General features: G+C 55.0%; 21 protein-coding genes. 12 read left to right on the plus strand and 9 right to left on the minus strand.

All coding sequences use genetic code 11. From position 1 onward, the window contains the following. Positions 1 to 12: 12 nt before the first annotated feature. Together HMPREF3178_RS15240 and mntR are read right to left on the minus strand one after the other, a co-directional pair. Complete coding sequence (locus HMPREF3178_RS15240; RefSeq protein ID WP_004111594.1) at positions 13 to 1,119, minus strand: anion transporter; 1,107 nt, start codon at positions 1,117 to 1,119, stop codon at positions 13 to 15. After that, on the minus strand, positions 1,116 to 1,589 hold the full coding sequence (gene mntR / locus HMPREF3178_RS15245) for a manganese-binding transcriptional regulator MntR (RefSeq protein ID WP_017146296.1): 474 nt from the start codon (positions 1,587 to 1,589) through the stop codon (positions 1,116 to 1,118). Before mntR ends, HMPREF3178_RS15240 begins: the two co-directional genes overlap by 4 nt. A 182-nt stretch (positions 1,590 to 1,771) precedes the next feature. Between mntR and mntS the strand changes: the two genes are divergently transcribed. After that, positions 1,772 to 1,897, plus strand: coding sequence for a manganase accumulation protein MntS (gene mntS, locus HMPREF3178_RS15250; protein WP_004100500.1), 126 nt, complete (start codon positions 1,772 to 1,774; stop codon positions 1,895 to 1,897). Positions 1,898 to 2,164: 267 nt separating this feature from the next. After that, positions 2,165 to 3,742, plus strand: coding sequence for a phosphoethanolamine transferase (locus HMPREF3178_RS15255; protein WP_004100499.1), 1,578 nt, complete (start codon positions 2,165 to 2,167; stop codon positions 3,740 to 3,742). A gap of 69 nt (positions 3,743 to 3,811) precedes the next feature. On the opposite strand, the gene ompX is transcribed toward HMPREF3178_RS15255, so the two are convergent. Further along, entirely contained in the window at positions 3,812 to 4,324 is a 513-nt protein-coding gene (ompX, locus tag HMPREF3178_RS15260; protein ID WP_004100497.1) for an outer membrane protein OmpX, read from the minus strand. Positions 4,325 to 4,675: 351 nt separating this feature from the next. Here ompX and rhtA point away from each other — a divergent pair, with 351 nt between their 5' ends. The 6 genes from rhtA to ybiO all read left to right on the plus strand — a co-directional run bounded on the left by rhtA (position 4,676) and on the right by ybiO (position 11,239). Next, positions 4,676 to 5,563: a threonine/homoserine exporter RhtA gene (rhtA, locus tag HMPREF3178_RS15265; protein ID WP_004100495.1), complete on the plus strand. Its 888-nt coding sequence runs from the start codon at positions 4,676 to 4,678 to the stop codon at positions 5,561 to 5,563. A gap of 216 nt (positions 5,564 to 5,779) precedes the next feature. After that, a complete protein-coding gene (gene dps / locus HMPREF3178_RS15270; RefSeq protein WP_004100493.1) occupies positions 5,780 to 6,283 on the plus strand; it encodes a DNA starvation/stationary phase protection protein Dps in 504 nt (167 codons plus the stop codon). Between the two features lie 375 nt (positions 6,284 to 6,658). Further along, the gene (gene glnH, locus HMPREF3178_RS15275; protein ID WP_004100491.1) at positions 6,659 to 7,405 is read left to right on the plus strand and encodes a glutamine ABC transporter substrate-binding protein GlnH; all 747 of its coding nucleotides are present in this window, start codon (positions 6,659 to 6,661) and stop codon (positions 7,403 to 7,405) included. A gap of 133 nt (positions 7,406 to 7,538) precedes the next feature. After that, on the plus strand, positions 7,539 to 8,198 hold the full coding sequence (gene glnP / locus HMPREF3178_RS15280; protein ID WP_004100490.1) for a glutamine ABC transporter permease GlnP: 660 nt from the start codon (positions 7,539 to 7,541) through the stop codon (positions 8,196 to 8,198). Beyond that, complete coding sequence (glnQ, locus tag HMPREF3178_RS15285) at positions 8,195 to 8,917, plus strand: glutamine ABC transporter ATP-binding protein GlnQ (protein WP_004111590.1); 723 nt, start codon at positions 8,195 to 8,197, stop codon at positions 8,915 to 8,917. Before glnP ends, glnQ begins: the two co-directional genes overlap by 4 nt. 111 nt (positions 8,918 to 9,028) lie before the next feature. Continuing rightward, entirely contained in the window at positions 9,029 to 11,239 is a 2,211-nt protein-coding gene (ybiO, locus tag HMPREF3178_RS15290) for a mechanosensitive channel protein (protein WP_016808139.1), read from the plus strand. Here the strand turns inward: ybiO and rlmF are convergent. After that, entirely contained in the window at positions 11,234 to 12,148 is a 915-nt protein-coding gene (gene rlmF / locus HMPREF3178_RS15295) for a 23S rRNA (adenine(1618)-N(6))-methyltransferase RlmF (RefSeq protein ID WP_016808140.1), read from the minus strand. The genes ybiO and rlmF overlap by 6 nt on opposite strands. 96 nt (positions 12,149 to 12,244) lie before the next feature. Here rlmF and HMPREF3178_RS15300 point away from each other — a divergent pair, with 96 nt between their 5' ends. From HMPREF3178_RS15300 to ybiJ, 3 genes are all read left to right on the plus strand, one after another. Beyond that, a complete protein-coding gene (locus tag HMPREF3178_RS15300; RefSeq protein ID WP_004100485.1) occupies positions 12,245 to 12,859 on the plus strand; it encodes a flavin reductase family protein in 615 nt (204 codons plus the stop codon). 244 nt (positions 12,860 to 13,103) lie between these two features. Next, positions 13,104 to 13,370, plus strand: a complete 267-nt coding sequence (locus HMPREF3178_RS15305; protein ID WP_004100483.1) for a DksA/TraR family C4-type zinc finger protein — start codon at positions 13,104 to 13,106, stop codon at positions 13,368 to 13,370. 285 nt (positions 13,371 to 13,655) lie between these two features. After that, entirely contained in the window at positions 13,656 to 13,916 is a 261-nt protein-coding gene (gene ybiJ / locus HMPREF3178_RS15310) for a DUF1471 family protein YbiJ (protein WP_017146297.1), read from the plus strand. Between the two features lie 132 nt (positions 13,917 to 14,048). Here ybiJ and ybiB read toward each other — a convergent pair whose 3' ends face one another. Both ybiB and dinG read right to left on the minus strand, forming a co-directional pair. Continuing rightward, the gene (ybiB, locus tag HMPREF3178_RS15315; RefSeq protein ID WP_004100479.1) at positions 14,049 to 15,017 is read right to left on the minus strand and encodes a DNA-binding protein YbiB; all 969 of its coding nucleotides are present in this window, start codon (positions 15,015 to 15,017) and stop codon (positions 14,049 to 14,051) included. A 42-nt stretch (positions 15,018 to 15,059) separates the two neighbouring features. After that, on the minus strand, positions 15,060 to 17,204 hold the full coding sequence (dinG, locus tag HMPREF3178_RS15320; protein ID WP_016808142.1) for an ATP-dependent DNA helicase DinG: 2,145 nt from the start codon (positions 17,202 to 17,204) through the stop codon (positions 15,060 to 15,062). Between the two features lie 459 nt (positions 17,205 to 17,663). Here dinG and HMPREF3178_RS30990 point away from each other — a divergent pair, with 459 nt between their 5' ends. Then, positions 17,664 to 17,774 (plus strand): small membrane protein, encoded by a 111-nt coding sequence (locus tag HMPREF3178_RS30990; protein WP_224226336.1) that lies wholly within the window; start codon positions 17,664 to 17,666, stop codon positions 17,772 to 17,774. Between the two features lie 114 nt (positions 17,775 to 17,888). Here HMPREF3178_RS30990 and rhlE read toward each other — a convergent pair whose 3' ends face one another. The 3 genes from rhlE to HMPREF3178_RS15335 form a co-directional block, all read right to left on the minus strand. Further along, complete coding sequence (gene rhlE, locus HMPREF3178_RS15325) at positions 17,889 to 19,253, minus strand: ATP-dependent RNA helicase RhlE (RefSeq protein WP_017146298.1); 1,365 nt, start codon at positions 19,251 to 19,253, stop codon at positions 17,889 to 17,891. Positions 19,254 to 19,553: 300 nt separating this feature from the next. Further along, positions 19,554 to 20,546 (minus strand): transketolase family protein, encoded by a 993-nt coding sequence (locus tag HMPREF3178_RS15330; protein WP_016808144.1) that lies wholly within the window; start codon positions 20,544 to 20,546, stop codon positions 19,554 to 19,556. Continuing rightward, on the minus strand, positions 20,546 to 21,391 hold the full coding sequence (locus HMPREF3178_RS15335) for a transketolase (protein WP_017146299.1): 846 nt from the start codon (positions 21,389 to 21,391) through the stop codon (positions 20,546 to 20,548). Before HMPREF3178_RS15335 ends, HMPREF3178_RS15330 begins: the two co-directional genes overlap by 1 nt. Between the last annotated feature and the right edge of the window lie 2 nt (positions 21,392 to 21,393).

Below are 21,393 nucleotides of genomic sequence, written 5' to 3' on the forward strand. Positions count from 1 at the left end.
ATTCTCTGAATATCAGAGCTGCAGCAGGCCGTATCCCACCAGCGCCGCCCACAGCAGCATGGGGAGCGAATAGAGATGGAAGCGCCACCAGATGCGACGATCGCCAGCCATGCGCAGCGCAATCAGGTTTGCCAGGGAGCCCGGCAGCAGGCCAAATCCGCCGACGTTAACCGCCCAGGCCAGCAGCGCCGATGGTGGAACGTAGTTGAGCAGTAAAATAGTTGCCGGAACGTTGCTGATGAACTGCGACAGACCAATCGTGGTCAGCCACAACCCTCCCGCCGAGAGCTGGCCAACGCCGTTGAGCGCATGCTGTAGAACGGGGAGCTGGGTCAAGAGGTGAACATCGATAAACATCGCCATAAACACCAGCAGCAGCGTCCAGTCGACGTTAACGATCACCGCCCGCGCGAGCAGCAGGAAACCCAGCGCGATCAGCGCCAGTCCCCACAGCTCCTGTTTTAGCTCCAGGGCGGTCAAAAAGACGACATAGAACGCCAGGCAGCTCCAGACCAGCTTTGGCCGCCAGGAGGGCGCCCTGTCGCTGCTCTGATAATTGAGATGCCTGGGGGGGAAACAGAACCAGCACAGCGCCAGCAGTGTCATCATCATCGCTGCTGCCAGCGGCAGCATCTGGCCGATAAAGGCCGGGAATGAGAGGCCGGAGCGCCCCCATAGCAGGATATTTTGCGGATTACCGATAGGGGTTAACAACGACCCGGCGTTCACCGCCAGCGCTTCGAAAATGATTAACCGGCTGGTCGGAATAGCGCACCATTTTTTCAGGGTCAGCGTGAGCGGCACAACGATAAACAGCGCCACATCGTTGGTTAAGAAGGTGGATAGCAGCGCGGCCGCCAGCACCATAAATATAGCCAGCTGGCGCTCGGTGACGAAGCGGCGCGCCATTTTGCGCCCTATTACGTCAAAATAGCCGCTCAGTTCAATGCCTTTGGTCAGTAGCATCAGCCCGCTAAGGGTGATAATCGTATGCCAGTCAATGGCGTGTAGCCAGCCTGCAGGGGCAAACGGTACAAAGAAGCTTAAAACAACGCCGACAACCAGCAGCAGGTGTAGAAAGCGGTCGCGGATCAGCGACTGAACAAAGACGAGGTTCATTCTCCCGAGGGCCCCTGCTTGAGGGTAAACTGTTTAAACATCGCCAGCGTCTCTTCGCTGACGTGGTGCTCCATACCTTCGGCGTCGCGACGCGCAATCTCCGGGCTAACGCCAATCACCAGTAAAAAGTTTTCAACGATCTGGTGACGTTCGCGGCTTTCATGCGCCAGCTTCTCGCCTTCAGGCGTTAAAAAGATCCCCCGCCAGGGGATCTGTTCGATCAGCCCAACGCTGGCCAGTCTTTTTAACATTTTGGCAACTGTTGGCTGCGACACCCCAAGCCGCGCGGCCATATCCACCTGGCGGGCTTCGCCCACTTCCATTATCAGATCGGAAATCAGCTCCACGTAGTCATCAATCAACTCCCGACGATGCGCCTCGCGTACCTGACGAAATCCCTCAACGTGTTCTTCGACATTCACTAGCTGCGTCACTTTTTTTGTTATTGGCTTACCTGCGCGACGGTTCATTGTGCTTCCTCATTCCTGTGACGCATCAAGCATCATATAAAAGGATCCCCATTGTAATGGATCGCGCACAGAGAACAAAAAATTAACGTTTTAGCCATAGCTATAAAATATAGCCTGTGCTATATCTGTATGTAATACACACATCCTTCAAGGAGCGAAGGACGAAGTTACAGGAGGTCGATATGAATGAATTCAAGAGGTGCTTAAACGTGTTTACCCATTCTCCTTTTAAAGTGCGGTTAATGCTTGTCGGGATGCTGTGCGATCTGATCAACGGCAAACCGCAGCAGGATAAACCCAACAACTAATGCGGCGTCGCGGTACGCCGCTTCATTTTTCTGCCACAAATTCCTGCCACACTGGCTGATTACTCAGCGCTTCAGCGACTTTTTTCAAGTTTTGTAAGCTTTCTCCCAAAACAATCCGTTATGGACTGTTGACCTTACCATTTGCAAGCCCTATCTTTTGTCAGCCCTGCCACTACTGCGGCTCGCAGAGACCCTCTTCACGCACTGTCCAGCAGGTTTTACCCCTTGATGCCAGGGGATACACATGGCTCTTTTTGATTGTTTACTATGAATGTCACGCTGAAAGAAACGCTGGTCGCCCGCAGGCCGGTACTGAACCCATGGACAGGATTCTACTTTTTACAATCGCTGTTTATTAACCTGGCGCTGGGCTATGAGTTTAGTCTGCTCTATACCGTTGCTTTTACTTGCGTGCTGCATCTGCTGTGGCGGAGCTTTCCGCGCGCGCAAAAAGTAGTCGTTGGCGTCTATTCACTGCTGGCGGCCATGTACTATCCGTTTGGCCAGGCCTACGGCGCGCCGAATTTCAACACGCTGCTGGCGCTGCACGCCACGAACATCGAAGAGTCCACCGAAATCCTCACCATTTTCCCGTGGTACAGCTATCTGCTGGCCGTGTTTATCTTTGCGCTCGGGGTGATTGCCGTGCGCCGCAAACCGGAAGCGCCGGCGCGCTGGGGGAAAACAGATACGCTGGGACTGCTGTTCTGCATCGCTATTTTCTTTCTGCAACCGGTGCAAAACCTTGCCTGGGGCGGCGTCTTTAAGGTCATCGATACCGGCTACCCTGCCGTCCGCTTCGTTAAAGATGTGGTCGTGAATAATAGTGAAGTACTAGATGAGCAGGCGCGGATGGCGCAGCTGGCGAATATGAAAGACAGCTGGCACGTGCTGGCGGTAAAGCCAAAGTATCATCTGTACGTGGTGGTTATCGGAGAGAGCGCGCGCCGTGATGCGCTCGGCGCCTTTGGCGGCCACTGGGACAATACGCCGTTCGCCAGCTCGGTCAAAGGCTATTTATTCAACGACTATATCGCCGCCAGCGGTTCAACGCAGAAATCCCTCGGTTTGACCCTGAACCGGGTGGTCGACGACAAACCGCAGTTTCAGGATAACTTTGTCACCCTCGCCAACCGTGCCGGTTTTCAAACCTGGTGGTTCTCAAATCAGGGGCAAATTGGTGAATATGATACGGCGATTGCCAGTATCGCCAAACGCGCAGACGAAGTTCAGTTCCTTAAAAACGGCGATTTTGAGGCCAACAAAAACACTCAGGATGAGCAGCTATTAAAGCTGACCGCGCAGGTGCTTGCCACCCGCCGTACCCAGCCGCAGCTAATCGTCCTGCATTTGATGGGCTCACACCCGCAGGCCTGCGATCGCACCAAAGGCAAATACGCCGTTTTCGTGCAGTCGAAAGAGACCTCCTGCTATCTCTACACCATGACGCAAACCGATACGCTGTTGAGCAATCTTTATACTCAGCTACAAAATTCGGGGGAAACCTTCTCGATGACCTATTTTTCCGATCACGGTCTGGCCTTTAAGGAGCGCGGGAAAGAGGTGCAGTATCTGGCACACGACGATAAGTACCAGCAGAATTTCCAGGTGCCGTTTATGGTGATCTCCAGCGATGATAAAGCGCATAAGATCATTAAAGCGCGACGTTCCGCCAACGACTTTCTCAGCTTCTTTTCGCAGTGGACCGGTATCAGCGCTCAGGAGATCACCCCGCGCTATCGCTTTATCTCAGAGCAGAAGGCTGGCCCTATCTACATCACCAACTTCCAGCTGAAGAAGGTCGACTACACCCATCTGGGGACCGACGCGTTCACCGTCAATTAACACGGTTGCGTGAACCGCAGGCAAAAAAAATCCGCCCCTTGAGGCGGATTTTTTATATCACCGAAGTGATTAGAAGCGGTAACCTACGCCAGCGATCCAGGTGCCAACGTCAACGTTACGAATGCGAGACTGCTCGTAGGAGAAGTCCAGAGCAACGTTTTCGATCGGGTTGAACTGCAGGCCAGCACCGTAAGAGAAACCGTAGTCGCTCATGTCAGTTTTGTTCGGGTAGCTGTTGTTCTGGAATTTACCGTAACCAACACCTACTACGCCGTAGATGCTTGCCCAGTCATTCAGACGGTAAGCCGGACCTGCGGTGATGCCGTAGTACTGGCCTTTTTTGTAAACGCCAGACTCAGAACGATCTTTCTCGGTGTAGGTGAAAGAACCGATAACACCCAGCGGGTTGTTGTCTTGCTCGTAGCGGTACTTCAGGTTGAAACCGCCTGCTTTGTTAGCTTCGCCCTGCATGTCGCTCTGAGCGTAACCACCGGTAACGGTAGAAGTCGCAGCGAAAGCAGTGGTGCCTACGGATGCAGCCAGAACAACGGCCAGTGCTGAAAAACGTGCAATTTTATTCATAACCACCTCAAATGTGTTTCTAATAAGTCCTAAGTCTTAAATATAACAAAAACTTTTGGGAAACTCTTTTCACTTTACATTGTCTAACGTACTTTTTCATGTAACTAAAGGTTTCTACGTTTCTATAACAAACTGGAAAACAAACCTTTTTTACAAATATAGACCTATTAAGGCCTATAAAGCACCCGACGTGTATCCAGATTATTCCTAATCTTCTGGTGAATTTATCTTCGCCCCCGCGCTATTGTACTGCTTTCACTCCCCTTTTTTTCAACAATAGCTCAACCGGCGCGGGGTAATTCATTTACACTGGAACCTTTACCGCATTTGACAAAATTGACAGGAGAAAGGATGCCCGGCTCGTCCCGTAAAGTACCGGCATGGTTGCCGATACTGGTTATTTTAATCGCCATGATTTCCATTCAGAGTGGCGCATCGCTGGCCAAATCACTGTTTCCGCTCGTCGGCGCGCCCGGCGTTACCGCCCTGCGCCTGGCTCTCGGTACCTTCATCCTGGTGGTTATTTTCAAACCCTGGCGTCTTCGCTTTGCGCCGGAGCAGCGTCTGCCGCTACTCTTCTATGGCCTGTCGCTGGGCGCGATGAACTACCTGTTCTATTTATCAATTCAGCGCATTCCGCTAGGCGTTGCCGTCGCGCTGGAATTTACCGGCCCCCTGGCGGTGGCGCTCTTTGGCTCCCGCCGCCCGCTGGATTTCGTCTGGGTAGCGCTGGCGGTGCTTGGACTCTGGTTTCTGCTGCCGCTGGGGCAAAGCGTTGCCCAGATCGATCCCATCGGCGCGCTGCTGGCGCTTGGCGCCGGCGCCTGCTGGGCGGTCTACATTCTCACCGGCCAGCGCGCCGGGGAAGAGCATGGTCCTGCCACGGTCGCCATGGGATCGCTGATTGCTGCGGTGGTCTTCGTGCCGATGGGGATGATTCAGGCCAGCGATACGCTATTTCAGTGGGGGCTATTGTTACCAGGCCTTGGGATCGCCATTTTATCCACTGCTCTGCCCTATTCTCTGGAGATGGTGGCCCTCACCCGCATGCCCAGCAAGACCTTTGGCACCCTGATGAGCATGGAGCCCGCTTTGGCCGCGCTTTCCGGCATGGTGTTTCTTGGTGAAACGCTAACTGCAACCCAGACCCTGGCGCTCGGGGCGATCATTCTGGCATCAATGGGCTCGACGCTGACAATGCGCCGGGAGACAAAAATTCAGAAAGTCGACATCAGTTAAAGAACAGGCCCTGAGCAAGAAAACCAGTCAGGGCCTTTGATTCATAAAGATTTTTGCCAATCCAACAGCCCTGCGCTATCAGACCGATAGAGACTACCGCCGCTGCAAAGCTCAAATCCGTTGCTATACTTAATTCCGCAAGTTATTGGGATGAGACGCTCCGAATAATTCGAATTTGAAGTATGACGAGTACAAATATCAAGAGGATATGACATTATGAGTACCGCAAAACTGGTTAAAACTAAAGCAACGAATCTGCTCTATACCCGTAACGACGTCGCAGATAGCGCGAAGAAAGCGACCGTTGAGCTGTTGAATCGCCAGGTGATCCAGTTCATTGACCTGTCTCTGATTACTAAACAGGCTCACTGGAATATGCGCGGTGCAAACTTCATTGCCGTTCATGAGATGCTGGACGGCTTCCGCACCGCGCTCGTCAACCACCTTGATACCATGGCTGAACGTGCCGTCCAGCTTGGCGGCGTGGCGCTGGGTACCACTCAGGTCATCAACAGCAAGAGCCCGCTGAAAAGCTATCCGCTGGATATCCATAGCGTCCAGGACCACCTGAAAGAGCTGGCCGACCGCTATGCCATCGTCGCCAACGATGTGCGTAAAGCCATCGACGAAGCAAAAGATGAAGATACCGCTGATATCTTTACCGCCGCTTCCCGCGACCTGGATCAGTTCCTGTGGTTCATCGAAGCGAATATCGAGTAAGCCAACTGCCGTCAGCCACGCTGGCGGCTTTTTTATTTCTTTTCCCCACGCCCCGCTTCGCACCACATTAGTGCATGAGATTGGTCAAAATACGCGCCAAAGTAAATCAATTGTAATAATCACCTCACACAATCGTTACATCAAGATTGTTTTAACATCAGGGTTTGCGTTAAAAATGCTCTTGTTATGCGATGCGCTTATGACGCACCAAAATAGCGCCCCATATCGGTGCGTTTAACGTTATCCCTTATCAAAATCGTGCAGCAGGAATTATCCTGGTTGTTATAAAACAACAGGTTGTAAAACTGGCATGATTTTTTCATAAGGCAACTCGTTCTCGCAGGGGATCGTCCCGTGGATATAAAAGGAAATGCTATGAAGTCTGTATTTAAAGTTTCACTGGCTGCACTGACCCTGGCTTTTGCGGTTTCTTCTCACGCCGCTGATAAAAAACTGGTTGTCGCTACCGACACGGCGTTTGTTCCGTTCGAATTTAAACAGGGCGATAAGTACGTCGGTTTCGACGTTGACCTGTGGGCTGCCATCGCAAAAGAGCTGAAGCTTGACTACACCCTGAAGCCAATGGACTTCAGCGGTATTATTCCGGCGCTGCAAACGAAAAACATCGACCTCGCGCTGGCGGGGATCACTATCACTGACGAGCGTAAAAAAGCCATCGACTTCTCTGACGGCTACTACAAAAGCGGTCTTCTGGTGATGGTGAACGCAAATAATAACGAAATTAAGGATGTCAAAGACCTGAACGGTAAAGTGGTTGCCGTGAAGGGCGGTACCGGCTCGGTAGATTACGCGAAAGCCAATATCAAAACCAAAGATCTGCGCCAGTTCCCGAACATCGATAATGCCTATATGGAACTCGGTACCGGGCGCGCCGATGCGGTTCTGCACGATACGCCAAACATCCTTTACTTCATCAAAACCGCAGGTAACGGTAAGTTCAAAGCGGTAGGCGACTCGCTGGAAGCGCAAAACTACGGTATCGCTTTTCCGAAAGGTAGCGACGAGCTGCGTGAAAAAGTGAACGGCGCGCTGAAAACTCTGCGTGAAAACGGCACTTATAACGAAATTTATAAAAAATGGTTCGGTACTGAACCTAAATAATAATTAGCGATGCTCTCTTCCAGGCCTGCTGTGGTCTGGTAGACCTGGAGCTTTCCGGGCTACCCGTCAGCAGGCCTGAATAGTTTTCTCAGAGGAATTTCCTCTGTTTTCGACACGGTAACAGGAACATATTATGCAGTTTGACTGGAGTGCCATCTGGCCCGCCATCCCCATTTTGCTGGAAGGCGCCAAAATGACGCTGTGGATTTCGGTTCTCGGCCTGGTCGGCGGTCTGATAATCGGTTTGGTAGCCGGTTTCGCCCGCTGTTTCGGCGGCTGGATTGCCAACCACATTGCGCTGGTCTTTATTGAAATCATCCGCGGCACCCCGATTGTGGTGCAGGTCATGTTCATCTACTTCGCTCTGCCGATGGCCTTTAGCGATTTACGTATCGACCCGTTCTCCGCGGCGGTAGTCACCATTATGATCAACTCGGGCGCCTATATTGCGGAAATTACCCGCGGCGCGGTGCTGTCGATTCACAAAGGCTTCCGGGAAGCCGGCCTCGCCCTGGGTCTTTCTCGTCGCGAAACTATTCGCTACGTAATCCTGCCGCTGGCGCTGCGCCGTATGCTGCCGCCGCTGGGCAACCAGTGGATTATCAGCATTAAAGACACCTCGCTGTTTATTGTCATCGGCGTAGCCGAGCTGACCCGCCAGGGCCAGGAAATTATTGCCGGTAACTTCCGCGCGCTGGAGATCTGGAGCGCCGTTGCGGTTATCTATCTGATCATCACCCTGGTGCTGAGCTTTGTTCTGCGTCGTCTTGAAAGAAGGATGAAAATCCTGTGATTGAATTTAAAAACGTTTCCAAGCACTTTGGCCCAACCAAAGTGCTGCATGATATCGATCTGAAGATCAACCAGGGCGAAGTCGTGGTGATTATCGGGCCGTCCGGCTCCGGTAAATCGACCTTGCTGCGCTGTATTAACAAACTCGAAGAGATTACCAGCGGCGAGCTGATCGTCGATGGTCTGAAGGTCAACGACCCGAAGGTTGATGAGCGGCTGATTCGCCAGGAAGCCGGGATGGTGTTCCAGCAGTTTTATCTGTTCCCGCACCTGACCGCGCTGGAAAACGTGATGTTTGGCCCGCTGCGCGTACGCGGCGCCAATAAAGCGGCGGCGGAAAAACTGGCGAAGGATCTGCTGGCGAAAGTGGGCCTCGCGGAACGCGCGCACCACTACCCTTCCGAGCTTTCAGGCGGCCAGCAGCAGCGCGTAGCTATTGCCCGGGCGCTGGCGGTTAAACCTAAAATGATGCTTTTTGATGAGCCAACTTCCGCGCTCGATCCCGAACTGCGTCATGAAGTACTGAAAGTGATGCAGGATCTGGCTGAAGAAGGCATGACCATGGTCATCGTCACCCACGAAATCGGCTTCGCCGAAAAAGTGGCTTCCCGCCTGATCTTTATCGATAAAGGGCGCATTGCCGAAGATGGCGATCCGCAGGTGCTGGTCAACAACCCGCCAAGCCCGCGTCTGCGGGAGTTTTTACAGCACGTCGCCTGACCCCAGCCCGGCTCTCCCTTCGCGGGAGAGCCGCTTTCCAGAATCATCCCAACCTCGCGCTCCGGATCTCGTCTTCTATACTTAACGGTTTGAGATGCAATGGAGGTGCCTGTGCCGCGGATTTTGTTCCTGCTCGCTTTACTCTTCACCGCTCCGCTATGGGCCGCGACGCTGCCCGGCGTTCCGGCAACCACAACGGACCACTCCAGCAGTAGCGAACCCGATCTGGCGCAGAAAAAAGCGGCCTACGGCGCGCTGGCCGACGTGCTTGAAAACGCCGATGCCCGCCAGGAGCTTATCGATCAGCTGCGTAAAGCCGCCGCCACGCCGCCGCCGGACAGTACCCCGACGCTGACGCCGCCGGAAATTAAAGACGAAACGACGGTGCTGGAAAACGTCACTCAGATCAGTCGTGAATATGGCGAACAGCTTTCGTCGCGCTTCTCTCAGCTATGGCGCAACATCACCGGCTCTCCGCACAAACCATTTAATTCGCAATCGTTCATCAGCGCCGCCTGGCATTTCCTGCTGCTTGGTGGTCTGGTCTTTGCATTCTGGTGGCTGGTACGCCTGGCTGCCCTGCCGCTGTATCGCAAAATGGGGCACTGGGGACGACATAAAAACCGCGACCGCAGCAACTGGCTACAGCTGCCGGCCACGATTGCCGGCGCATTTATTTTCGACCTGCTTCTGCTGGCCCTGACGCTGTTTGTTGGCCAGCTATTAAGCGATCGCCTGAACGGTAATAATCCCACTATCGCCTTCCAGCAAAGTCTGTTTCTCAATGCCTTTGCGCTGATCGAGTTTTTCAAAGCCATTCTGCGGCTGATTTTCTGCCCACGCATCCCGGAGCTACGCCCGTTTAACCTTAGCGATGAAGCGGCAAAATACTGGAATCTGCGCCTCAGCGCGCTCAGCAGCCTGATTGGCTACGGGCTGATCGTTGCGGTGCCAATTATCTCCAACCAGGTCAACGTGCAGTTCGGGGCGCTGGCCAATGTGGTCATTATGCTGTGCATTACGCTCTGGGCCCTGTATCTGATATTCCACAATAAGCAGTTAATTACCCAAGGGCTTATCCATCTTGCCGACCGATCGCTGGCCTTCTTTAGCCTGTTTATCCGCGCCTTTGCTCTGGTGTGGCACTGGCTGGCCTGCGCCTATTTCATCGTGCTGTTTTTCTTCTCGCTGTTCGACCCCGGTAACAGCCTGAAATTTATGATGGGCGCGACCCTACGCAGCCTGGCCATCGTCGGCGCCGCCGCGCTGGTCTCCGGTATTCTGTCGCGCTGGATTGCGAAAACCATCACCTTGTCGCCGGAAACCCAGCGTAACTATCCTGAACTGCAAAAACGACTTAACGGCTGGATCTCCGCATCGCTGAAGGCCGCGCGCATCCTGACGGTCTGCGTGGCGATTATGCTGCTGCTCAGCGCATGGGGGCTGTTCGATTTCTGGCAGTGGATGCATAACGGCAGCGGGCAAAAAGCGGTTGATGTGCTGATTCGTATCGCGCTGATCCTGTTCTTCTCGGCGATTGGCTGGACGCTGCTCGCCAGCCTGATTGAAAACCGGCTGGCATCGGACATTCACGGTCGCCCGCTGCCCAGCGCCCGCGCCCGAACGCTGCTGACGCTGTTTCGCAACGCGCTGGCGGTGGTGATCAGCACTATTACCATTATGATCCTGCTTTCGGAAGTGGGGGTGAATATCGCCCCGCTGCTGGCTGGCGCGGGCGCGCTGGGCCTGGCAATTTCATTTGGCGCGCAGACCCTGGTCAAAGATATTATTACCGGCATTTTTATTCAGTTCGAGAACGGTATGAATACCGGCGACCTGGTGACGATAGGGCCGCTCACCGGGACGGTGGAGCGCATGTCGATTCGCTCCGTCGGCGTCCGTCAGGATACCGGCGCTTACCATATTATTCCGTGGTCTTCGATAACCACCTTCGCCAACTTCGTTCGCGGTATCGGCTCGGTGGTGGCCAACTATGACGTTGACCGGCATGAAGATCTGGATAAGGCTAACCAGGCGCTGAAGGATGCGGTCGCGGAAGTGATGGCGCAGGAAGAGATTCGCGGGCTGATCATTGGCGAGCCATCCTTCACCGGCGTGGTAGGCTTAAGCAATACCGCCTTCACCCTGCGCGTCACCTTTACCACCCTGCCGCTCAAGCAGTGGACGGTCAGATTCGCCCTCGATACGCAGGTGAAAAGGCATTTTGACCTCGCAGGCGTGCGGGCGCCGGTACAAACTTATCAGGTTCTGCCGATGCCCGCACCCGCAGGACCGCCTGCCCCCGCCGAGCCCACGTTATAGCGTGCGGCGACGTTTGGCCTCATCCATAAAGGTCCAGGCGATAAAGCGACTTTGCTTATTCCCCTGGGCCATCTCTTTCTTCACCACTTTCACCGCGCCGACGTCGGTCAGCGCGCGATATAGCGGCGGCAGGTTGTCGCCGCGAGAAACCAGCGAAGTAAACCATTTAACCTGACGAGCAAAGGGCTTGCTCTCTTCAATCATCTGCGTAATAAAGGCCACCTCGCCGCCTTCGCACCACAGCTCCTGCTGCTGACCGCCAAAGTTCAGCACGCTCTGTTCGCCCAGCCCAAGATTGCGACGTTTACGCTCGCCGCCCGCCTGCGCGCTGGCAGCGGAATCATGAAACGGCGGGTTACAGAGGGTCGCATCGTAGTGTTCATTTTTATGAATAATGCCGTTCAGAATCGCGTTGGCATCTTTTTGACGGCGCAGGCGGATCTGGCGAGTGAGCCCCGGATTGCCGTTGATGATAGCCTGGGCACTGGCGAATGCCTCGGCGTTCACTTCGCTACCCGTAAAGCGCCAGCCGTACTCGTGCGCGCCAATGAGCGGATAGATGCAGTTTGCGCCCACGCCGATATCAAGAATGCTGGCGTTAGCCGGGATCGTCCCGCTATCCAGCGCCAGCAAATCGGCGAGGTGATGGATGTAGTCCGCCCTGCCCGGCACCGGCGGACAGAGAAAGCCGTCGGGAATATCCCAGTGTTTCACCGCGTAAAAATGCGCCAGCAGCGCTTTATTCAGCGCCTTCACCGCCAGCGGGTTGGCAAAGTCGATGGTCTGCTCACCCACCGGATTAAGGGTGATGAAGGCCTGCAGCTCAGGATGGGCCTGGCACAGCGCGGGCAGATCGTAGCGTTGATGGTGACGGTTACGCGGGTGTAACCCCGGTTTCTGGGCTTTCATGGCATTCTCCTTTGAACAGCCGCGTAAGATACCCGTTGACGGCGGCGCGGTAAATAAGTGAGTCTGGATATCTTCTTTATTTGTCACGAGTGTCGTATGTACTTCTACCAACCTTCGCAAGGACACGGGCTGCCGCACGACCCGCTTAACGCGATTATCGGACCACGGCCTATCGGCTGGATAGCTTCCGTGGATAATAGCGGCCAGCATAATCTTGCGCCGTATAGTTTTTTCAACTGCTTTAACTATCGGCCGCCGATTATTGGCTTCGCCAGCAGCGGCTGGAAAGATAGCGTGCAGAATATCGTTGAGACCAAAGAGTTCGTCTGGAACCTCGCCACCCGCCCCCTGGCGGTCGCGATGAACGAAACCTCTGCCAGTATCCCGCGTCACGAAGATGAATTTGTCCGCGCCGGGCTCACTCCCGCCGCCAGCCGCCTCGTCAGCGCCCCCCGGGTAGCCGAAAGTCCGGTCAATTTTGAGTGTCGCCTGTCGCAATGCATCCAGTTAACCACCGCCGAAGGGCTGGCGGTTGATACCTGGCTGGTGCTGGGCGAAGTTGTGGCAGTGCATATTGATGAGTCGCTGCTGGAGGACGGGATTTACCAGACCGCCAGGGCTCAGCCGATTCTGCGCGCGGGCGGTCCCAGCGCCTATTACGCCATTGATGAAAGCCTGCGCTTTGACCTTGTGCGTCCGGACGCCCGCTAGACGTTTATTCCGACTCCCCCGACCGGCAAGCTCCCCGCCGGGCTGGTCGGGAAGCAGCTTTTTATCCGCCTGTTATCATCCCTTTAACCTCCCCTGCGGAGGCCTGCGCGCAAACGCCCTTCAGTATCCCTCTCTCCACTGCCTCACCCCTGGATTTTCTCTGCAGTGAACATGACTCCTTGTCTGGTCATTTTTTGCCCCCATATTTCCTATACTAAAGAAAGACGAGATAGCGAGGTGGACTATGGCTTCAGGCTGGGCAAATGACGACGCGGTGCAGGAACAAATCGATAGCACTATCAATGACGCGATTGCACGGGCGCGAAATGAGCTGTCATCGGGTGAGAGCAACAAATTTTGTGAAGAATGCGGAGAACCGATCCCCGAAGCGCGTCAGCGCGCGGTCGCGGGCGTGAAATACTGCATAAAATGCCAGCAGGAGAAAGATTTACATAACAATACATTTTCAGGATATAATCGTAGAGGTTCCAAAGATAGCCAGCTTCGTTGACCGATATTTACCGTTCATTACCGCATATCGCGTTATCTTTTCGCGCACGTTTTTTGGCAAGCGGCGTGGCAATATGTGCCCTTAAAGCCCTCTGAACTTCATCCTCACGGGTTTTGCTTTTCCCGGCCAAAATAATTTATTAATATTCAATAAATTAATACTTATTCAAAAAATTAGATGGACACTGTTAATTTCCTTCGATTTTATCTCCCGTAAAAAACCGTGATACTTATCACATCGACGCAACATCGTCCCCTGAACAGAACAACCTGCGAGAGATTAACTATGAAAAACATGAAATTTGCTGCCGCTGCCATCGCCCTTTCCGCTTTCTCTTTTGGCGCATTCGCCGCCCAGCCGGTGACCTCGGCTCAGGCAGAAAGCATGAATAAAATTGGTGTAGTTTCCGCTGAAGGCGCGACGACGCTGGATGGACTGGAAGCTAAACTGGCTGAAAAAGCAGAGGCTGCCGGCGCGACCGGTTATAGCATTACCTCAGCTAACAGCAACAACAAACTTAGCGGTACCGCGGTTATCTACAAATAATCGCCGCGACTTGCCGCTATTTCCTGTAGCCACATCCTGTAATGCCACTGTTTTAACCCTGTAAGATCCTTTAATACCCTTGCCTTGCCCGTCCACGCCACTGGACGGGCTTTTTTTTGCCTGCCGCTACGGTTACCAGCGCTCAGCCACCTTTGCCAGGCCCTGTTCAAGAGACGGAACGGCGCCGGTGGCCACAAGACAGCAGGCCAACTGAATTCGCAATGATTGCGGTAGCGGTGCGCTCCCGACGATGCAGCGCTCAATCCAGCGGGCGGTGACTTCAGGATCTTTTGACTCCGGCAGGGCGAGTGCCTGCGCGGCTACGCTATCCTGTCGTTCATTTACCACCCGCATACCAGATGCATCAATCAGGCTAATCTGCGGACAGCGCTGCGGGTTGGCGTAAACCTCCCCTTCGGTACCGTGCATCAGCAGCGCCCGCCCGCCGATTTCGGCAAAGAATTTCGCTACCCGGCCGACGTATTCCGGGTGTGAAACGCTCGACAGGCGCAGCGCCGCCTCTTCCGCAAAGGGTGTCGCCAGCTTGGCCAGCGTGTGGGCGCTGTTGCGCACGCCCATGCGCCAGCGCATCGCCAGCTGTTTTTCCAGCGGTGGGCAAAATGCGCCGACCGGAACGTAAACCGGCTGATGGCTATCCAATCGCGCCTGGGCCTGACCCGCGTGAAGCGTCGCCGGGATACCCATCAGTTCAAAAATCGTTTCCGTCACCACGCGGGTCGGATCGTGGCTCACGCCGTGGACGATGACCGGGAAGCCGAGCTTATGCAGCAGGACGGCGAGCAGAGGGGTCAGGTTTGCCTGTTTACGCGCGCCGTTATAGCTGGGGATCACAATGGGCATCGGTTTGGCGACCGGCGGAGTCAGCTTAATCGTATGCGCCTGCATCGCTTCATAGAAGCCCTTCATCTCCGCTTCGCCTTCGCCTTTAATGCGCAGAGCGATAAGAATGCCGCCGAGCTCAAGCTCAGGCACCTCGCCGTTAAGCATCCGCGAGTAGAGCGCGCGGGCTGTCTCCACATCCAGGTCGCGGGCGTGGTTCTTTCCGCGCCCGACTTCTTTAATAATCTTGCTGTAGTCCATTGCAGGCTCCTCTGAGCTTCTCACATCGTCGACATTGCACCACTATCGCCGCTTGCGACGCGTCGGTTTTGCTTTCGTTTTTACTATAACCTCAGGGACGGCAGGCTGCTCTATCGGAAATACGGGTAATGCGTTCAACAGGCGCTTACCGTAATTTTTGGTTAACAGACGTTTATCATAAATCACCACCTCTCCCCAGCAGCTATGACTGCGGATCAGGCGCCCCACCTGCTGAATCAGGTTGAATGACGCGCTGGGCAGGCTCTGGACTTCGAACGGATAGCGGTTGAGGCTTTTGAGCCATTCACCTTCGGTGATCACCACCGGGCTGTCTATCGGCGGGAAAGCTATCTTATGGATATGCACCTGGCTTAACAGCTCACCTTTTAAGTCCAGACCTTCCGCAAAGGATTGCAGCCCAACCAGTACGCTGCGCTCGCCGCCTTCAACGCGTTTGCGGTGCAGCTCCACCAGTCGGTAGCGGGGCTTATCGCCCTGAACCAGCAGCAGCAGGCGCAGATCGGTCACGTGCTCGAGAAAACGCTGCATCGCTCGTCCGCTGGCGAACAGCACCAGCATGCCGAGATGCTTTTTGCTCTCGACCTGTTCACGGAAATAGGCGGCCATTTCGGCAATATGCTGCTCTTCGTTATCGATAAGCGGTTCATAATGCATCTGCGGAATGACGATTTTACCCTGTTCGACGTGGTTGAAGGGCGAATCCAGCGCCACAAAGCGATCTCCGGCTTTCTCTTTCAGCCCGCTCATCTCCTGCAGGCGAGAGAAGCTGTTCAGCGAACGCAGCGTCGCAGAGGTGACGACGATATGCGGGACGCTGCGCCAGAGCAGCCTTTCCAGCTGATCGCTGACGCGGATCCCCACGCAGTGGAACCAGATATGCATCTGACCATCGCGCAGATCGCGGGTGACCCATTTAGTCACCGGTGCGCCGGAGGACTGCGCCAGCGACGCCAGCCGCCACAGTTTACTTTGGCTTTCAAACATCCCCAGCGCGCGGTTCATCTGCAGCAGAACCCGGTGCAGACGCACCACATCGTGCGTGCCGGTTTTTTCGCCCAGATCGTTAAGGAACAGCTCCGCCAGGCCGCGCAGCGTTTCGGTGAGTTTCGCCATCCGCTGGCAGATCTCCATGACTTCCTGCGGCAGTTCCCCCATCGGAAAGCGATGCTCCGCCTCCTGGCCGGCCGGCATGTAGAGATTGAGAATATTATTCAGCGAGGAGATTAGCTCGAACAGCTCCTCGCAGTGTCCAGTCAGACGTTCGGGATTCGCCAGCGGCGGCGTGGTCTTAGGGCGAAACTGCTCCATGCAGGTCGCAACCAGCTTAGTGAACAAATCCAGCTGCAGGCGATACCACGGGGCGGTAATTTCAGCGCTCATTTCCAGCGCATCGCGGGCGACCTCCGGCAGATGGTGGCCTTCATCAAGCACCAGCAGTAGATGCTTCGGCTCCGGCAGCACCGCTTCGCTCTCCATAGCCGCCATCACCAGCGCATGGTTCGCCACCACCACTTCCGCTTCCTGGATTTCCCGTCGGGCGACAAAGAACGGACATTCGCGATAATAGTGACAGTTTCGATTCAGGCAGCTGGCTTTATCCGTGCTCAGGCGGCTCCACAGAGAATCATCCACGTTTTTGTCGGTATGATCGCGCAGGCCGTCCCATTTGTAGCTATCGAGATCCGCTTTCAGCGTTGCGCACAGCTTCTGCTCCGCCTGGTTGTTAGGCGTGAGTTCGTCATCAAGAAAGGCCAGCAAATCCTGCTGCGTCGGTTCCGTGCTGGCAAGCGCGGCCAGGTTACGCGGGCAGACGTAGCGCCCGCGGCCAAAGGCGGCGGTAAAGCGCAGATCGGGGATGATTTTGCGCAGCAGCGGCAGATCTTTACTGTAGATTTGGTCCTGCAGCGCAACGTTGGCGGTACTGACCACCAGCGTTTTTTGCTCTTCGCGGGCAATAGCAATGCCAGGGATCAGATACGACAAGGTTTTGCCGACCCCGGTCGGCGCTTCAATCGCCAGGTGCCGCCCCTCTTCTCCGGCGAGCGTCTTCGCCACATCGGCGATCATCTGCCGCTGCGGAGGCCGGGGAATAAAGTCAGGAATTTGTTCCTGAAGCGCCTTATACCAGGCGGCGATTTGCGCTTTCAGCGCTGCGGTCAAAGCCATGAGAAAACCTGAATACTGTATAAACAGCCACTATTGTGCCATTTTTGCCGGGAGGGAGGTATCCCTTTTTCGGCAAACAGGAAGCGGTCTCGCAGAATCAGGTTGAAGTCGGTTTATGCAGCCACAACCAACGCTCGACATCCACTTAATGAATAATGTGTCATAACGTTATTTTATCCGGGCTGAATATAATTTTCAAAATACCAGCACAGTCACCAAAATCGCTATCAATTTAACTTTATGGGCATTCAAAAAAACATGAAGATGTTTAAAATCATCTAAACGAATTCCGAAAAATATCGTCAAAAAGACCGTGAAATTAAAATTAATCCTTTAATTTCAGATATATTAAGAATATCTAAACTCATAATACATTATATCTTAAACGCTAATCCGTATACTGCTTTATGAACCCGCAGGGTCTGTAAATTATTGAGGGTATATATGGTTGCTTTTTTAATGTTATTAGTATCTGTCATTCTTTTGATAGTTGCAGGTTATAACTTTGTTAGTTATTGCAAAAATCGTAAAAATAGTTCATTGCCAAAAGTAAGATCTCATAAAAGATAAATAGCGAGCGGCAACATTGAAGTCAGACTTAGCGGGAGAGTGTTAAATTTTAATCGCGATGTGTTCTGAAAGGAACAAGCTGCGGTAGATTTCCCCACCGCAGCCAGAACAACTTTACTCAGCCGCAGCAGGTTTGCGCGGGCGGCGACGGCGAGGAGGCTTACCGTCCTGAGTGCGCGCTTTCGACGCTTCGCCATCGGTGCGACGCGGAGCAGCCTGCTGGGCACGACCCTGTCCCTGACCACCACGTCCCTGGCCGCTCCGGCCCTGGCTCTGACCGCCACGACCGCCGCCGCGCTGCTGCTGGCGACCGTTCTGAATCGGCTCGGCTTTGATCGACGGATCCGGCTCGTAACCCGCAATGGCGATGCGCGGGATCTCTTTCTTCAGCAAGCGTTCAATATCATGCAGCAGCTTATGTTCATCTACGCAGACCAGCGACAGCGCTTCGCCCGTTGCCGCAGCGCGCCCGGTACGACCAATACGGTGCACGTAATCTTCCGGCACGTTTGGCAGCTCGTAGTTCACCACGTGCGGCAACTCTTCAATATCCAGACCGCGCGCGGCGATATCGGTTGCGACCAGCACGCGGATGCCGCCGGATTTAAAATCAGCCAACGCTCGGGTACGCGCGCCCTGGCTCTTGTTGCCGTGAATAGCGGCGCTGCGGATGCCGTCTTTATTGAGCTGTTCCGCCAGGTGGTTTGCGCCGTGTTTGGTGCGGGTAAAGACCAGAACCTGCTGCCAGTTGCCTTCGCCGATCATCTGCGACAGCAGCTCGCGCTTGCGCTTTTTATCGACAAAATGCACCAGCTGGCTCACCTGCTCAGAAGCGGTGTTACGGCGGGCGACTTCGATTTCCAGCGGGTTATGCAGCAGCTTTTCCGCCAGTGATTTAATGTCGTCGGAGAAAGTTGCGGAGAACAGCAGGTTCTGCCGCTTTGCCGGCAGCTTCGCCAGCACCCGGCGAATATCGTGAATAAAGCCCATATCCAGCATACGGTCGGCTTCATCCAGCACCAGCACTTCGACTTTGTCCAGGCTCACGGCGTTCTGATGCTCAAGGTCCAGCAGACGGCCAGGGGTTGCCACCAGAATATCGACGCCGCTGCGCAGCTTCATCATCTGTGGGTTAATGCTTACGCCGCCGAAAACCACCAGCGAACGAACGTTAAGGTATTTGCTGTAATCCCGGACGTTCTCGCCAATCTGTGCCGCCAGCTCGCGCGTCGGGGTCAGGATCAGGGCGCGCACCGGGCGACGACCTTTGGCGTGGGGTTCTTTTTGGATCAGGTGCTGAAGCAGCGGCAGCGTAAATCCCGCCGTTTTGCCGGTACCCGTCTGGGCGCTGGCCATCAGATCGCGGCCCTGTAATACTGCCGGGATAGCCTGCTGCTGAATAGGGGTTGGCTCTACGTAGCCCTGCTCAGCGACGGCGCGCAGGATTTCAGGATTCAGGCCAAGGGAATCAAAAGACATAACAACTCCGAACCGCCCCGGCCCGTCACAGGCGTAGTTTTCAGGGAGATTATTGCGAAAGAGATGGCAAAAACCACAATGCCATGAAGTTGCGCAGTCTAGCAGATTTTGTGACGAACCGCATAAAATCTGCCGAAAAGAATCCTCTGCCTCACAAACGACAGCTCCCCGTTCTGTCGATGAGAAGCGGCGATGGCGCTTCGCGCCAGGCGTCCTCGAAATAGCACGTTTAATGCCTCGACAGGGAAGCCGCGAACAAAAGCAGAGAAGCGCCGCCGCAGGACGCGGCGGCGAAAGCAATTAACGCAGGCGATACTTAATTTTTTCGACCATCCTCGCGGTGGAAATACCGTAGCGATCGTGCAGGGTCGGCAGCGCGCCGGCCAGCAGGAATTCGTCAGGCAAGCCAACGGTATCCAGCTCGCAGCGCACGCCTTTGCGCATCAGCAACGCGGCAACCGCCTCCCCCAGTCCGCCAACCGAAGTATGGTTCTCGGCAGTAACCACCAGGCGACCGGGCTTCGAGGCCTGTGCAATAATCGTTTCTTCATCAAGCGGTTTGATCGTTGGCACGTGCAGTACGGCTGCGCTGATATTATCGGCCCGCAGCTTTTCGACCGCCTCGAGGGCGCGCATGGTCATCAGCCCGGAAGAGATAATCAGCACATCGTTGCCATCTTCAAGCAGCTTCGCCTTGCCCAGCTCAAACTGATAGTCGTACTTATCCAGCACCAACGGCACCTTACCGCGCAGCAGGCGCATATATACCGGACCGTTATGGTCGGCAATCGCCGGTACCGCCTGCTCTATCTCCAGCGCATCGCATGGGTCGACGATGACCATGCCGGGAATGCCGCGCATGATCGCCAGATCTTCCGTTGCCTGATGGCTCGGCCCGTAGCCGGTGGTCAGGCCCGGGAGCGCCGCGCAGATCTTCACGTTGAGATGCTCCTCGGCAATGACCTGATGAATAAAATCATAGGCGCGGCGGGTAGCAAAAGCGGCATAGGTGGTGGCGAAGGGAATGAATCCCTCTTTCGCCATTCCTCCCGCCGCCCCCATCAGCAGCTGTTCCGCCATTCCCATCTGGAAAAAGCGATCCGGGAAAGCCTGCGCGAAAATGTGCAGATCGGTGTACTTTGACAGGTCCGCGGTCATACCAACGATTTCTGGTCGCTGCGCCGCCAGCTTCGAGAGCGCAACGCCAAACGGTGCCGGAATCGTCGCCTGACCTTCGTCAGCAATAGAAGCGATCATCGCGGACGTTTTTAAACGTGGTTTACTCTGGCTCATTACAGCACTCCTTCCGGTTTGTTGGCGTCCAGCACCGCAATCGCTTTTTGCCACTCATCCGCATCGACGCGAATAAAATGGTTTTTATCCCGGGTTTCGAGGAACGGGACCCCTTTACCCATCAATGTGTCGCATAAGATGACCCGCGGCTGGTTGCCCGCATGATTTTTCGCGTTATCAAAGGCGGCCATCACCGCCGCCAGATCGTTACCGTCGACGCGCTGCACGTACCAGCCGAAGGCGGCCCATTTTTCATGCAGCGGCTCAAAGCCGAGAATTTTGCGCGAATCGCCGTCCGCCTGCTGTTTATTCACGTCAACGATGTTGATCAGGTTCGTCAGGCCGTAATGCGCCGCCGACATCGCCGCTTCCCAGGTGGAACCTTCATCCAACTCCCCATCCGACATGGAGTTGTAGACCCAGGATGCGCTCCCTTTTTGCCGCAGCCCCAGCGCCATCCCGACGGCAATAGAGAGCCCCTGCCCCAGCGAGCCGCCGGACATCTCCATACCCGGGGTGTAGGTCGCCATTCCCGACATCGGCAGGCGGCTGTCGTCAGAACCGTAGGTTTCCAGCTCCTCTTCCGGGATAATTCCCGCCTCCAGCAGCGCCGCATAGTAGGCGATGGCGTAATGGCCGTGAGAGAGCAGGAAGCGGTCGCGCCCTTCCCACCGCGGCTCTTGCGGACGGTAGGTCATCGCGTGGCTGAACGCGGTGGCCAGCACATCCGCATAGCCTAATGCCTGGCCGATATAGCCCTGACCCTGAACCTCCCCCATGCGCAGGGCATAGCGGCGAATCCGCCACGCCGCCGCGGCGACTTTTTGTGCTTCGGTGATCTTCATCT

Origin of the sequence: Klebsiella sp. HMSC09D12 (genome assembly GCF_001808475.1) — a bacterium.
Classification (GTDB): Bacteria; Pseudomonadota; Gammaproteobacteria; order Enterobacterales; family Enterobacteriaceae; genus Klebsiella; species Klebsiella oxytoca.

What these genes read in the sequence shown, in the direction of transcription:
- glnP (WP_004100490.1), top strand. Translation starts at nt 7,539, where the DNA reads ATGCAGTTTGACTGGAGTGCCATCTGGCCCGCCATCCCCATTTTGCTG.
- glnH (WP_004100491.1), top strand. Translation starts at nt 6,659, where the DNA reads ATGAAGTCTGTATTTAAAGTTTCACTGGCTGCACTGACCCTGGCTTTT.
- mntS (WP_004100500.1), top strand. Translation starts at nt 1,772, where the DNA reads ATGAATGAATTCAAGAGGTGCTTAAACGTGTTTACCCATTCTCCTTTT.
- ompX (WP_004100497.1), bottom strand. Translation starts at nt 4,324, where the DNA reads ATGAATAAAATTGCACGTTTTTCAGCACTGGCCGTTGTTCTGGCTGCA.
- ybiB (WP_004100479.1), bottom strand. Translation starts at nt 15,017, where the DNA reads ATGGACTACAGCAAGATTATTAAAGAAGTCGGGCGCGGAAAGAACCAC.
- dinG (WP_016808142.1), bottom strand. Translation starts at nt 17,204, where the DNA reads ATGGCTTTGACCGCAGCGCTGAAAGCGCAAATCGCCGCCTGGTATAAG.
- HMPREF3178_RS15300 (WP_004100485.1), top strand. Translation starts at nt 12,245, where the DNA reads ATGTACTTCTACCAACCTTCGCAAGGACACGGGCTGCCGCACGACCCG.
- dps (WP_004100493.1), top strand. Translation starts at nt 5,780, where the DNA reads ATGAGTACCGCAAAACTGGTTAAAACTAAAGCAACGAATCTGCTCTAT.
- rlmF (WP_016808140.1), bottom strand. Translation starts at nt 12,148, where the DNA reads ATGAAAGCCCAGAAACCGGGGTTACACCCGCGTAACCGTCACCATCAA.
- ybiJ (WP_017146297.1), top strand. Translation starts at nt 13,656, where the DNA reads ATGAAAAACATGAAATTTGCTGCCGCTGCCATCGCCCTTTCCGCTTTC.
- HMPREF3178_RS15335 (WP_017146299.1), bottom strand. Translation starts at nt 21,391, where the DNA reads ATGAAGATCACCGAAGCACAAAAAGTCGCCGCGGCGGCGTGGCGGATT.
- mntR (WP_017146296.1), bottom strand. Translation starts at nt 1,589, where the DNA reads ATGAACCGTCGCGCAGGTAAGCCAATAACAAAAAAAGTGACGCAGCTA.
- rhlE (WP_017146298.1), bottom strand. Translation starts at nt 19,253, where the DNA reads ATGTCTTTTGATTCCCTTGGCCTGAATCCTGAAATCCTGCGCGCCGTC.
- HMPREF3178_RS15240 (WP_004111594.1), bottom strand. Translation starts at nt 1,119, where the DNA reads ATGAACCTCGTCTTTGTTCAGTCGCTGATCCGCGACCGCTTTCTACAC.
- HMPREF3178_RS15330 (WP_016808144.1), bottom strand. Translation starts at nt 20,546, where the DNA reads ATGAGCCAGAGTAAACCACGTTTAAAAACGTCCGCGATGATCGCTTCT.
- rhtA (WP_004100495.1), top strand. Translation starts at nt 4,676, where the DNA reads ATGCCCGGCTCGTCCCGTAAAGTACCGGCATGGTTGCCGATACTGGTT.
- HMPREF3178_RS15255 (WP_004100499.1), top strand. Translation starts at nt 2,165, where the DNA reads ATGAATGTCACGCTGAAAGAAACGCTGGTCGCCCGCAGGCCGGTACTG.
- HMPREF3178_RS15305 (WP_004100483.1), top strand. Translation starts at nt 13,104, where the DNA reads ATGGCTTCAGGCTGGGCAAATGACGACGCGGTGCAGGAACAAATCGAT.
- HMPREF3178_RS30990 (WP_224226336.1), top strand. Translation starts at nt 17,664, where the DNA reads ATGTTATTAGTATCTGTCATTCTTTTGATAGTTGCAGGTTATAACTTT.